General features: G+C 70.6%; 10 protein-coding genes. 1 reads left to right on the forward strand and 9 read right to left on the reverse strand.

The genetic code is table 11. The features are described 5' to 3' along the window. Positions 1-2: 2 nt before the first annotated feature. From U6958_RS11400 to U6958_RS11440, 9 genes are all read right to left on the reverse strand, one after another. Positions 3-1,658, reverse strand: coding sequence for a long-chain-fatty-acid--CoA ligase (locus U6958_RS11400; protein ID WP_074921412.1), 1,656 nt, complete (start codon positions 1,656-1,658; stop codon positions 3-5). Positions 1,659-1,693: 35 nt separating this feature from the next. Then, on the reverse strand, positions 1,694-2,902 hold the full coding sequence (locus U6958_RS11405; protein WP_074921413.1) for an ABC transporter substrate-binding protein: 1,209 nt from the start codon (positions 2,900-2,902) through the stop codon (positions 1,694-1,696). Between the two features lie 156 nt (positions 2,903-3,058). Next, complete coding sequence (locus U6958_RS11410) at positions 3,059-3,925, reverse strand: enoyl-CoA hydratase-related protein (protein ID WP_074921414.1); 867 nt, start codon at positions 3,923-3,925, stop codon at positions 3,059-3,061. Between the two features lie 29 nt (positions 3,926-3,954). Further along, positions 3,955-4,992, reverse strand: a complete 1,038-nt coding sequence (locus tag U6958_RS11415) for a branched-chain amino acid ABC transporter permease (protein ID WP_074921415.1) — start codon at positions 4,990-4,992, stop codon at positions 3,955-3,957. A 177-nt stretch (positions 4,993-5,169) separates the two neighbouring features. After that, positions 5,170-6,042 (reverse strand): branched-chain amino acid ABC transporter permease, encoded by an 873-nt coding sequence (locus U6958_RS11420; RefSeq protein ID WP_012206619.1) that lies wholly within the window; start codon positions 6,040-6,042, stop codon positions 5,170-5,172. A gap of 5 nt (positions 6,043-6,047) precedes the next feature. After that, complete coding sequence (locus U6958_RS11425) at positions 6,048-6,773, reverse strand: ABC transporter ATP-binding protein (protein ID WP_074921416.1); 726 nt, start codon at positions 6,771-6,773, stop codon at positions 6,048-6,050. Beyond that, the gene (locus U6958_RS11430) at positions 6,757-7,581 is read right to left on the reverse strand and encodes an ABC transporter ATP-binding protein (RefSeq protein WP_074921417.1); all 825 of its coding nucleotides are present in this window, start codon (positions 7,579-7,581) and stop codon (positions 6,757-6,759) included. Before U6958_RS11430 ends, U6958_RS11425 begins: the two co-directional genes overlap by 17 nt. A gap of 68 nt (positions 7,582-7,649) precedes the next feature. After that, the gene (locus tag U6958_RS11435; RefSeq protein ID WP_074921418.1) at positions 7,650-8,834 is read right to left on the reverse strand and encodes an acetyl-CoA C-acetyltransferase; all 1,185 of its coding nucleotides are present in this window, start codon (positions 8,832-8,834) and stop codon (positions 7,650-7,652) included. 133 nt (positions 8,835-8,967) lie between these two features. Then, the gene (locus tag U6958_RS11440) at positions 8,968-9,750 is read right to left on the reverse strand and encodes an SDR family NAD(P)-dependent oxidoreductase (protein WP_074921419.1); all 783 of its coding nucleotides are present in this window, start codon (positions 9,748-9,750) and stop codon (positions 8,968-8,970) included. Between the two features lie 182 nt (positions 9,751-9,932). Between U6958_RS11440 and U6958_RS11445 the strand changes: the two genes are divergently transcribed. Beyond that, positions 9,933-12,707 (forward strand): LuxR C-terminal-related transcriptional regulator, encoded by a 2,775-nt coding sequence (locus tag U6958_RS11445; RefSeq protein ID WP_074921420.1) that lies wholly within the window; start codon positions 9,933-9,935, stop codon positions 12,705-12,707. The last annotated feature ends 2 nt before the right edge of the window (positions 12,708-12,709 follow it).

Below are 12,709 nucleotides of genomic sequence, written 5' to 3' on the forward strand. Positions count from 1 at the left end.
TTTCAGGCCGTGGGCAGTGGATGGTTCTTGTACTGCTCGCGCAGCTTGGTCTTTAGCAGTTTTCCCGTGGCCGTGTGCGGCAGCTCGGCCACCTGCAGCACATCGTCGGGCAGCCACCATTTGGCGATGCGCGTGGACAGGAAATCGAGCATGGACTCGCGGCTGACGCTGTGGCCTGCGCGCGGCACCACCAGCAGCAGCGGCCGCTCCTGCCACTTGGGATGGGCCACGCCGATGATGGCGGCCTCGGCCACGCCGGGATGGCCCATGGCGGCGTTCTCCACGTCGATGGAGGAAATCCACTCGCCGCCCGACTTGATCACGTCCTTGGCGCGGTCCACCAGCTGCAGGAAGCCGTCGGCATCGATGGTGGCCACGTCGCCCGTGGTGAAGAAGCCTTCCTCATCGACGGGCGAGCCGCCTTCGCCCTTGAAGTAGCCGCTGGCGATCCAGGGGCCGCGCACGCGCAGGTGTCCCCGGGCCTGGCCGTCCCAGGGCTGGGGCCGGCCGTCGTCGTCCACGATCTTGAGGTCCACGCCCCAGACGCCGCGCCCCTGCTTGAGCTTGACCTTGACCAGTTCCTCGCCCGACAGCGCGTCGTGCCGGGGCAGCAGCTTGCTGACCACGCCGATGGGGCTGGTCTCGGTCATGCCCCAGCCCTGCACGACCTGGGCGCCGAACTGGTTCTCGAAGCGCTCCAGCATGGCGCGCGGCACGGCCGCGCCGCCGATGCCTATGCTCTTGACGCCCAGCGCGCGCGGGTCGATGTCGGGATGCGCATCCAGGTACTGGAACAGCATCAGCCACACGGTGGGCACGCCCTGCGAGAAGGTGACCTTCTCGTCGCGCATGAGCTCGTAGACGCTCTGGCCGTCCAGGTGGGGGCCGGGCAGCACCAGCCGTGCGCCGGCCATGGCCGCCGCATAGGGCGTGCCCCAGGCGTTGGCATGGAACATGGGCACGATGAGCATCACGGTCTCGCGCGCGTTCAGGCCGAAGGTGTCGGGCGCCAGCTCCATCAGCGTGTGCAGCACGGTGGAGCGGTGCGAGTACAGCACGCCCTTGGGGTGGCCCGTGGTGCCCGAGGTGTAGCACAGCGACGAGGCCGTGCGCTCGTCGAACTCGGGCCACTCGAAGTCCTCGCTCTGGTTGCCCACCAGCTCGTCCCAGCAGTGCAGGCCGGGAAGGTCCAGCGCGGGCATGTGCTCGCGCGAACTCATGTAGACATACGTGGTGACGGTCTTCAGATGCGGTGCGAGCTTTTCCACCAGCGGCGCGAAGGTCACGTCGAAGAACAGCACCCGGTCCTCGGCATGGTTGGCGATGTATTCGATCTGCTCGGGAAACAGGCGCGGGTTGATGGTGTGCAGCACCGCGCCGCTGCCCGAGACGCCGAAGTACAGCGCCAGGTGGCGCCAGCTGTTCCAGGCCAGCGTGCCCACGCGTTCGCCGGGCTGCACGCCCAGCGACTGCAGGGCATTGGCCACCTGGCAGGAGGCGCGGCGCATACCGGCCCAGTCGGTGCGGTGCAGGCCACCGTCCCGGGTTTCCGGCAGGCGCGAGACGATCTCGGTGTGCGGATGAAAGCGCGCCGCATGCTCGATCAGCGACGAGATCATGAGCGGGCGGTCCTGCATCAGTCCTTGCAAGGCGGGCATGGGGGTGTCTCCTGTCGTTGTCCTGAAGGCCGGGGTCATTGCACGGGCGCGTAGCGGCTGCCGTCGAAGCGCACGAGCTGCATCCTCTTGATGGGGAAGAAATCGTCCGCACCGGTCTGCAGGCTGATGCCCGGGTAGAGCATGGGCAGGTCCATCTTCAGGCTGGCGGCCTGCTTCATGATGTTGGCGCGCGTGAGCTCGTCGCCGGCCTGCCTGAGCACCTGCACCAGGGTCTGGGCCTGGGAGTAGCCGATGACGTTGAGCGAATCGTTGGGGTCGCCGGCTGGGTAGAACTGCTTCATGAAGGCCAGGTAGCCGGCCAGCTCGGGCGTGCCCTGGTTGGTGGGGTCCGAGGGCTCGCGCAGGTAGCTGGCCGTCATCACGCCGCGCGCGTTGTCCAGGCCAGCGGGCTTGAGCACCGAGCTGATGGACAGCGAGACGCTGACCAGGTAGTGCGCAGGCTTCCAGCCGATGTCGGCGGCCTTGCGTATGGACTGGGCCGCGAACTTGGGCGTGCTGATGTTGATGAAGGTGTCCGCCCCCGAGCCCTTGAGCGCCACCATCTGGCTGTCCACCGTGGGGTCGCCGACCTCGTAGGTCTGCTGCACGACGATGCGCTGCTTGGCCTGCTCGCCAAAGCCGTCGAGCACGCCCTTGAGGTAGTCCTTGCCGAAGTCGTCGTTCTGCATCAGGACGGCCACCTTGGCCTGGGGCCGCGTGGCCAGGATGTGCTGGGCGAAGGTGCGGCCTTCGAGCTGGTAGGTGGGCTGCCAGCCCATGGTCCAGGGGAAGTTCTTCGGATCGCCCCAGCGCGTGGCGCCCGTGGAGACGAACAGCTGGGGCACCTTGCGCTGGTTCATGTAGCGATGCACGGCCTGGTTGTGCGAGGTGCCCAGCGCGCCGAACATCAGCAGCACGCCGTCGCGCTCGACCAGCTTGCGCGTCTGCTCCACGCTCTGGGCGGGGTTGTAGGCGTCGTCGGCCGAGAGGTAGGTGATCTTGCGGCCGTTGATGCCGCCCTCGGCGTTGATCTTGGCGAAGTAGGCCGCATGGGCCTTGCCTATGGTTCCATAGGCCGACACGGGACCTGAGTAGGGCACGAAGTTGCCGATGCGGATCTCGGTGTCGCTGGCGCCGGTGTCGTACTTCTTCTGGGCCTGGGCTGGCACCGGGGTGATGGCCGGCAGGACCAGCGCCAGGCAGGCGATCAGGGCCCGGGGGCCGCGGGCGAAGGGGTTGCGCATGGTGGTCTCCTGGCTTGCGGGCGCCGTGCCCGCTTTTCTTGTGGTGGCCGGTCCATGGTAGGAACCGGCCCGGCGCGCGCCCATCGTCGATTCCGACGAATGCATGTGCGGGCGCAGCAAGGTGCGTCGGGAAGGCGTGGCGGGAAGGCGCGGCGCTCAGCCCGGCTGGCGGGGCGCGAACACGGGCTCGCGCTTTTGCATGAAGGCCTGCACGCCTTCCATGAAGGCCGGCGCGCCCACCAGCTCGCGCTGGCGTTCAGCCTCGTAGTGAAGCTGCTGCTCCAGCGTGGAAGCGGCTGCGTGGTCCAGCGCGCGGCGGGCTTCCAGCACGGCACCGGCCGGCAGCCGCGCCAGGCGGGCGGCCTTGGCCAGGGCCTGCTCGCGCAGGGCCTCGTCGTCCACGCAGGCCCAGACCAGGCCCCAGTCGGCGGCCTGCTGCGCGCCCAGCCTGTCGCCCAGCAGGGACAGGCCCATGGCGCGCGCACGGCCCAGCCGGCGCTCGATGAACCAGGTGGTGCCCAGGTCCGGCACGATGCCCAGGCGCGGCAGGAAAGGCAGGTAGAAGTAGGCCGAGCGCGCCGCCAGCGCCACGTCGCCGGCCAGGGCCAGGCCCACGCCGGCCCCGGCTGCCGCGCCGTTGATGGCGCAGACCACGGGCACGGGCAACTGCTGCAGGTCCAGGATGAGGCGGTTGGACAGCTGCTGCATGTTGTCGGCCGTCTGCTCGCCCAGCGTGCGGCCATCGGCCTGGGCCCCGCCTTGTGCCCCACCTTGTGCCCCGCCCATGGACGACAGGTCCGCGCCCACGCAAAAGCCCCGGCCCTCGGCGGTGAGCACCAGGGCGCGGAGGGAGCTGTCCTCGCGCACCTCGGCCAGCAGTTCGCGCAGCCGCAGCTGCAAGGGCCTGCCCAGCGGATTCATGCGGGCGCTGTCCTGGAGGACGATGAGTGCGATCTCGCCGTTGTTGCCGCTGTCGCCGTTTGTGCCGTGGCGTTCCATGCGGACGGCCGGACTGGAATTCATGGGGGACTCCTGTGGGTGGGGATGGAAAGTCAGGCACGCGGCCGCTGCCGGGGCTGGTGCAGGCCCGGTCGGCCCGGTCGGCCCAGTCGGTGCAGCAGGCCCATCACGCCGCCGGGCATGGCGAACATGAAGACGATGAGCACGGTGCCGTAGACGGCCCAGGGCGCGGCCTTGGACACCTGCTCGGCCAGCCCCGGGATGAACATGATGAACAGGGCGCCGAACAGCGCGCCCCACAGCGTTCCCACGCCGCCCACCACCACGCCCACCAGCAGCGAAATGGACAGGAACATGGTGAAGGAGTCGGGCGCCACGAACTGCACGGCAATGGCCGACAGCGCGCCGCCCACGCCCGTGTAGCCGGCCGAAATCGCAAAGGCCATGGACTTGCAGTGCGCGTTGTCCACGCCCATGGCCTCGGCCGCCATGGCGTGGTCGCGGATGGCGCGCAGCGCCAGGCCGCTGCCGCTGTCTATGAGGTTGCGCGCCATCCAGAACAGCAGGGCCGCCACGGCCAATGCATAGAGGTAGAACCACTGGTCGGCATCCAGCGGCAGGCCCCAGGGCGCCTCGGGCTTGGTCAGCACGATGCCGCCCACGCCGCCGGTCCAGGCCTCCAGGTGGCGGTACTTGAGCAGCTGGGGCATGGCCACGCCCAGCGCAAAGGTGGCCAGCGCCAGGTACAGCCCTTCCAGCCTGAGCGCGGGCCGCCCGAACAGGTAGCCCGCCGCCAGGCTCACCAGGCCCGCTGCAGGCACGGCCAGCCAGTAGGCCAGGCCCGCGCGGTCCATCAGGATGCCGGTCGCATAGGCGCCTATGGCGAAGAAGGCGCCATGGCCCAGCGAGATCTGGCCGCTGTAGCCCGTGAGGATGTTCAGCCCCACCAGGGCCACGGCATAGGCCAGCACCATGGTGGCCTGGAACAGCTGGTAGCCCTTGGCCACGAAGACCAGCGAGCAGGCCGCCAGCGCCAGCGCCGCGATCAGTACCGTGCCCAGGGGCAGGGGGCGGCGCGCGCTGGTGGCGGCGACCAGTGCGTCAGACGAGGAGGCGGATCGTGTGGACATCATTGTTCTCCAGGGCGTTGGGCACAAAACTGGCGTGGCCCAAAAGCGAGGGACACCGAGCAAGGGCCTACGCCGGCCGCACCGCCCCGCCGCGAGGGTGTCGTCCCCCTCCCGCGTAGCGAGAGAGGGGGGCGCCGTGCGACGGGAAGCGGCGTAGCCGCTCAGGGGGGACATTGTTCAAACCCTCCTGACGACCTTGCGGCCCATCAGCCCGGCCGGCCGCACGATGAGCACGCCCACGATCAGCACCAGGGCCACCGAGAGCTTGAGTTCGGTGCCGACCACGTAGCTGCCCACCAGGTTTTCAAGCACGCCCACGATGAAGCCGCCCAGCACGGCGCCCGCGGGGCTGTCGATGCCGCCCAGCAGCGCGCCCGCAAAGGCATACAGCAGCACGCCGCTCATCATGTGCGGATCGAGGAAGACCACGGGCGCCACCATCATCCCGGCCACCGCGCCGATGGCGCCGGCCAGGCCCCAGCCCAGCATCAGCATGCGCCCCACGGAGATGCCCACCAGGCGCGAGGAGGCCGGGTTCTGCGCGGCCGCGCGCATGGCCAGCCCCAGCGGTGTGAGCCGGAAGAAGGCAAACAGCAGGGCCACGATGGCCAGGGCCACGAAGATGGTGCCCACCTCATGGGCCGACATCAGGGCGCTGCCATACCAGGCGTCGGCCGGGAACGGGCTGGGGAACTCCTTGATGGTGTAGCCGAAGATCCAGCCGGCCAGGCTGTGGAAGACGATCAGCAGGCCGATGAAGACCACCACCTGGGCCAGGTCCGCCGCCTTGTGCATGGGGCGGATGATGGCGAACTCCACGGCCGCGCCCAGCACGAAGGACAGCGCCACCGTGGCCAGGAAGGCCCACCAGTACGGCAGCCCCGCCTGCAGCAGCGCCCAGGCGATGAAGGTGGAGAACATGGCCATCTCGCCCTGCGCGAAATTGATGTGGTGCGTGGCCTGGTAGATCATGACCAGGGCCAGGGCCACGGTGGCGTAGATGCCGCCCGTGGCCAGGCCGGCCAGCAACTGGTGGATGAAGGCGTCCATGGCCGCTACTCCCCGAGATAGGCCTGGCGTACCGCATCGTTGCGGCGCATGGCTTCGCTGGAGCCGTGCAGCACGATGCGACCGGTCTCCAGCAGGTAGGCGCTGTGCGCCAGCTCCAGCGCCAGGCGCGCGTTCTGCTCCACCAGCAGGATGGTCATGCCCTGCTCGGCGTTGATGCGCCGCAGGATGCCGAAGATGTCGCGCACCACCAGCGGCGCCAGGCCGAAGGAGGGCTCGTCCAGCAGCAGCAGGCGCGGGCGGCCCATGAGGGCGCGGGCAATGGCCAGCATCTGCTGCTCGCCGCCAGACAGCGTGCCGGCCTGCTGGGCGCGGCGCTCGCGCAGGCGGGGGAAGTAGCCGAACATGCGCTCCATATCGCCGCCCACGTCGGCACGGGCAGCGCTCGTGGGCCGGGCCTGCGCGCCCAGGCGCAGGTTCTCCTCAGCGCTGAGCTGGGCGAAGGTGCCGCGCCCGTCGGGCACATGGCCCACGCCCTGGCGAGCGATGCGCTCGGTGCTGTGCCGGTCTATGCGTTCGCCGGCCAGGCGCACCTCGCCGCGCGTGTCCACCAGGTGGCGGCAGATGGCGCGCAGCGTGGTGGTCTTGCCCGCGCCATTGGCGCCCAGCAGGGCCGTGACGCGGCCTTCGGCCAGGTCCATGTCGATGCCGTCCAGCACGCGCACCGACCCGTAGGCCGCATGCAGTCCGCGGATTTCAAGCAGTGCCGGCATGCGCCACCTCCCTGTCCTGATCCTGCGGCTGCATGTCCGAGCCCAGGTAGGCGCGGATGACTTCGGCATGGGCGCGGACCTCGCCCGGCGTGCCTTCGGCGATCTTGCGGCCGAAGTTCAGCGCCACGACCTTGTCGCTCACGCGCATGACCAGGCCCATGTGGTGCTCCACCAGCAGCACGGTCAGCCCCAGCCGGTCGCGCAGCGACAGGATCAGGTCGCCCAGGCCGGCCAGCTCCTCATGGTTGAGGCCGCAGGCCGGCTCGTCCAGCAGCAGCAACTGCGGGCGGCAGGCCAGGGCGCGCGCCAGCTCCACGCGCTTTTGCGTGCCGAAGGGCAGGTCGGCCACGCGGCGCTCTGCCACGCCCGTCAGCTCCAGCAGGGCCATCAGCGATTGCGCCTGGGCGCGGGCTTCTTCCTCGCGCCGTCGCACGCCGGGCAGGCGCAGGGCGTCGCGCACAAAGCCTGCGTGCTGGTGGCTGTGCGTGCCCAGGCGCACGTTGTCGGCCACCGTCATGCTGGAAAACAGGGCCAGGTTCTGGAAGGTGCGGCCCATGCCCAGCGCGGCCATGCGGTGGCGCGCCAGCGTGGCCAGCGGATGGCCGCGAAAGCGGATGTGGCCGGCCTGCCAGGCATACAGCCGCGACAGGCAGTTGAACAGGCTGCTCTTGCCCGCACCGTTGGGGCCGATGAGGCCGCAGATCTGGCCTGCCGCAACATCGAAACTCACGCCGTCCAGCGCGACGATGCCGCCGAAGCGCAGCGAAACGCCTTCAATGCGCAGCAGGGGCTGCGAGTCCTGGCTCATGGCTTTCCCTCCCCCGATGGTGGGCGGCCGGCGCGGGCCGCGCCGGCCGCACGGTGGCATGGCGGCGCCTACAGGCGCTCGATGATGGTGACGTTGGCCATGCCGCCGCCCTCGCACATGGTCTGCAGGCCGTAGCGCCCGCCGCGTGCATGCAGGGCGTGGATCAGCGTGGCCATGAGCTTGGTGCCCGAGGCGCCCAGCGGATGGCCCAGCGCAATGGCGCCGCCGTTGACGTTGAGCCGCGCCGGATCGGCGCCCGTGGCCTGCAGCCAGGCCAGGGGCACGGGGGCAAAGGCCTCGTTGACTTCGTACAGGTCGATGTCGGAGATGCGCATGCCGGCCTTCTTCAGCGCGGCCTGGGTGGCGGGGATGGGGGCCTCCAGCATGATCACCGGGTCGTGCCCGAGCAGGCTCATGTGGTGGATGCGCGCCAGCGGCTGCACGCCCAGGGCCTTGAGGCCGCGCTCGCTGACCACCATGACGCCGCTGGCGCCATCGCAGATCTGGCTGGCCGTGGCGGCGGTCACGCAGCCGCCTTCGCGGATGGTCTTGACGCCGGCAATGCCTTCCAGCGTGGCGTTGAAGCGTATGCCTTCGTCCACCGTGTGCGGCTGGCCTTCCCCCTCGGCACCGCCTTCGGCGCTGCGCGCCTGCACGGCCAGGATCTCGCGGTCGAAGCGGCCCTCGCGCGCGGCCTGCACGGCGCGCTCATGGCTTTGCAGCGCATAGGCGTCCAGCTGGTCCTTGGCCAGGCCGTACTTGCCGGCCATCATCTCGGCGCCCATGAACTGGCTGAACTCCACGCCCGGGTAGCGCTGCTGCATGGCCGGGCTCATGTACACGCCCAGGCCGGCCTTGGCGGGCAGGGCGTTGGGCGTGCCCATGGGCACGCGCGACATGCTCTCCACGCCTGTGGCGATCACCATGTCCATGCTGCCCGACATCACGGCCTGGGCCGCGAAATGCAGTGCCTGCTGGGACGACCCGCACTGCCGGTCCACCGTGGTGCCCGGCACGGACTCGGGCAGGGACGAGGCCAGCACCGCGTTGCGCGCCACATTCGTCGCCTGCTGGCCCACCTGGCTGACGCAGCCCATGATCACGTCCTCGACCTGGGCCGGGTCGGCCTGGCTGCGGCGCACCAGTTCGTCCAGCACCTGGGCCGCGAGATCGGCCGGATGCCAGCCAGAGAGCTTTCCGCCGCGCTTGCCGCCCGCCGTGCGCGTGGCGGCGACGATGTATGCCTGTGCCATGGATATGTCTCCTGTTCCTGTATTCCTGGGGGGATGGTGGCCCGGCCGGCGCGGGCCGGGCATCGTCGCAAGCGACGATTCCGGCCAGGGAAAACGCGGGGACGGTGCCTGCCGTGGTGCCTGGGCGGTACGCCTAGCGCGGCGCCATGCGGATGGCGCCGTCCAGGCGCACGCACTCGCCGTTGAAGTAGCCGTTGGTGATCATGGTCTCGGCCAGGTGGGCGTATTCGTCGGGCTGGCCCAGCCGCTTGGGGAAGGGGACGGAGGCGGCCAGCGCCGCCTTCACGTTGTCGGGCGCGCCCTGCAGCAGCGGCGTGTCGAAGATGCCGGGCAGGATGGTGTTCACGCGGATGCCCTCGCCCATGAGGTCGCGCGCGATGGGCAGGGTCATGCCCGTGATGCCGGCCTTGCTGGCCGAGTAGCTGGCCTGGCCCATCTGCCCGTCCTGCGCCGCCACCGAGGCGGTGTTGACGATGGCGCCGCGCTCGCCGTCGGCCAGCGGCTCCAGCGTGAGCATGCCCGCCGCCGACTTGGCGATGCAGCGGAAGGTGCCCACCAGGTTGATCTGGATGATGCGGTCGAAATTGGCCACGGGCAGGTGCCGGATCTCGCCCGTGGCCTTGTCGCGGCTGGCCGTCTTGACGGCATTGCCCGTGCCCGCGCAGTTGATCAGGATGCGCTCTTGCCCGTGGGCCGCGCGGGCCTGGGCAAAGCCCGCGTCCACGCTGGCCTCGTCGGTCACGTCCACGCGGCAGAACAGGCCGCCTGTCTCGCGCGCCAGCGCCTGCCCGGCCGTCTCGTTGAGGTCGAACAGGGCGACGCGCACGCCTTTTGCGGCCAGGCGGCGCGCGGTGGCCGCGCCCAGGCCCGATGCCCCGCCCGTGACGACTGCGCTGATGCTTGCGTCAAGCTGCATGTGAAGGTCTCCTTGGTTGGTGCGTTGGCGGCGCGCCGTTGCCTGTCGCCTTGGATCGGGACAGACGGCGGTTCGCCACCTATGATCTGCCTCCAAGTCTAGGAATCGCCCCGTCTTGCCGCCATCGTCGAAACCGACGAAAGTGCCCGGTGCCTCACCCCTTCACAGTGCCCCCTGCCTGCATGCAGCCCCCAGCGCCCACCCCTTCCTCCGGCCCCGGTCCGGGTTCCGGCTACGTGCCGCAGGCCAAGCTGAGCCCGCCGCGCGCCGCTGCCGCCCAGGTGGCCCGGCTGGCCGTTGCCGCGCGCTGGCCCGAGGCCTTGCGCGCCCGCGTGGTGCTGGTGCGCGCCCCTGCCGGCTTCGGCAAGACCACGGCCATGCGCCAGATGCGCGAGCGCCTGCAGGCCGAGGGCCAGGCCACGGCCTGGCTGACGCTGGATGCCGCCGACAACGATGTCTCGCGCTTTCTGCAGTGCCTGGGCGCGGCCGTGCGCACCCTGGGGGTGGGGCCGTCGCAAGGCGCCGGCGAGTTGTCCCAGGCCCTGCATGCGCTGGCCGGCGAGGGCCGCTCCTTTGCGCTGTTCATCGATGATTTCGAGGTGCTGCACAACGATGCCGTGCTGGGCCTGGTGCGCCAGCTCATGGAGCAGCTGCCCGAGCGCGGGCGCCTGGTCATAGGCTCGCGCGCGCTGCCGGCCCTGGGACTGGGGCGGCTGCGCACCAGCGGCCAGTTGCTGGAGATCGATGCGGCACTGCTGCGCTTTTCCGTGGGCGAGGCCGAGGAGTTCTTTCGCCTGCGCGGCTGCCCGCTGCCGCGCGAGGCCCTGGCTCGGCTGCTGGACAAGACCGAAGGCTGGATAGGCGCGCTGTGGCTGGCCTCGCTGGCGCTGGAGCGCCATGGCCCGCACAGCGATTTCATCGAGCGCTTCTCGGGCTCGGAGCGCGCCGTGGCCGACTACCTGGCCGAGGATGTGCTGGCCCAGCAGCCCGCGTCCGTGCGCGACTTCCTGCTGCGCACCAGCATCCTGCGCACGCTGGACGCCCAGGTCTGCCAGGCCCTGGTGCCGCGCGCCGACGGCGCCGCCATGCTGCAGGCGCTGGAGCAGGCCCACTTGTTCCTGGTGCCGCTGGCCGACGAGGCGCAGGGTGGCCAGGGCGGGCACAGCTGGCGCTACCACAGCATGTTTGCCGACTTCCTGCGCGCACAGCTGCTGCGCGAGCAGCCCGGTGAATTGACGCGCCTTCACCTGGCGGCCAGCGGCTGGTACGAATCCTGTGGCCGGCCCGTGCCCGCCATCGAGCATGCGCTGGAAGGCGGCGACCTGCCGCATGCCCTGTCCCTGCTGGCGCGCCATGCCGAGGCGCTGATGGAGCAGGGCCGCATGCGCCTGCTGTCGCGCTGGTTCTCGGCCATGCCGGCGCCGCTGATGGCGCGCGAGCCGCTGCTGCAGGCCGTGGCCGCCTATGCCGACTGCTTCACGCGCGGCCCCTGGCAGGCGCAGCAGCGGCTGGACGCCTTGCGGCCCCGCATGGCCGCAGACCCCGCCGCGCAGGCGCTGGTCATGGCCCTGCAGCCGCTGCTGCTGGCCATGATGGACCGCGTGGAAGAGGCCGCACCCCTGGGCCGCCAGGCGCTGGCCTGCCTGCCCAGCTGCCGGCCGTTTGCGGACAGCTCGCTGACCAATGCCATGGCCTACGTGGTGTCGGTGCTGGGCGATGCCGAGGAGGCCCATCGCCTGCTGGACGCGGCGCGCAGCACCCAGGCCGGCAGCCTGTTCAGCCGGATGTACACCGAGGCCATGGAGGGCGTGCTGGACCTGTCGGGCGGGCGGCTGCGGCAGGCGGCGTCGCGCTTTCGCGTGGCGTTGGCCGCCACGCCGCGCAGCGCCTCCTACAACCCCACCAACGGTAATGCCTGGGCCGGCGTGCTGCATGCCGGCGTGCTCTACGAGACCAACGACCTCGATGGCGCCGACCACCTGCTCAACGTCTACCTGCCGCTGGCCCGCGACGTGGGCCTGCCCGACCATGTGATCTCCAGCTACCGCATGCGTGCGCGCATTGCCTTCGTGCGCGGCGATGTGGATGCGGCCTTCGGCCTGCTGACCGAACTGGAGTACCTGGGGCATGAACGCCAGCTGCCCCGCGTGACGGCCAGCGCCCGGCTGGAGCATGCGCGCATCTTCGTGCTGCAGGGCAACCGGGCCGCCGCGTCCGAGGCGCTGGAGCGTGCCGACGATCCCGGCGTATGGCCGCGCGTGGAACGCCTGCGCCTGCCCCCGCACGAGGTGGAGGACATCGCCATCGCCCGGCTGCGCTGGGGTCTGCACTTTGGCGACTGCCGTGCCGTGCGCGATGCCATCGCCCCCTTGCTGGCCGATGCGCAACTGCGCGGGCGCCGCCACCGCAGCCTCAAGCTGCAGGTGCTGTGCGCGCTGGCCGAGGCAGGCTGCGGCGACTTGGACGCCGCCGCCGCCATGCTGGCCCAGCCGCTGCGCCACGGGGCCAGCGAAGGCTTTGTGCGCCTGATGCTCGATGAGGGGCCGCTGCTCGCGCCTGTGCTGCAGCGCGTGCTGTCGCCCTCACTGTCTCCTTCACTGTCGTCCTCACTGTCGCGCCGCACGGAAGCGGCGGAGCCGGAGGCGGCCGCCCATGCGCAGCGGCTGCTGTCTGCCCTGGGCGAGCCTGCCGAGCCCGCCGATCCCCCCGAGCTGCAGGCAGCGGATGCGCCCCAGGGCCTGGCGCCGGCCACGGCGCTTGCCGAGCCCCTGACCCGCAAGGAGCTGCGCGTGCTGGAATTGCTGGCCTCGGGCTACTCCAATGCGGCCATGGCCGAGAAGCTCTTCGTCTCCGACAGCACGGTGCGCACCCACCTGCGCAGCATCAACCTCAAGCTGGGCGCGCGCAGCCGCACCCAGGCCGTGGCGCTGGCGCGGGAGCTGCGGGTTCTGCGCTAGGC

Origin of the sequence: Delftia lacustris, from assembly GCF_040267515.1 — a bacterium.
Lineage (GTDB): Bacteria > Pseudomonadota > Gammaproteobacteria > Burkholderiales > Burkholderiaceae_C > Comamonas > Comamonas tsuruhatensis.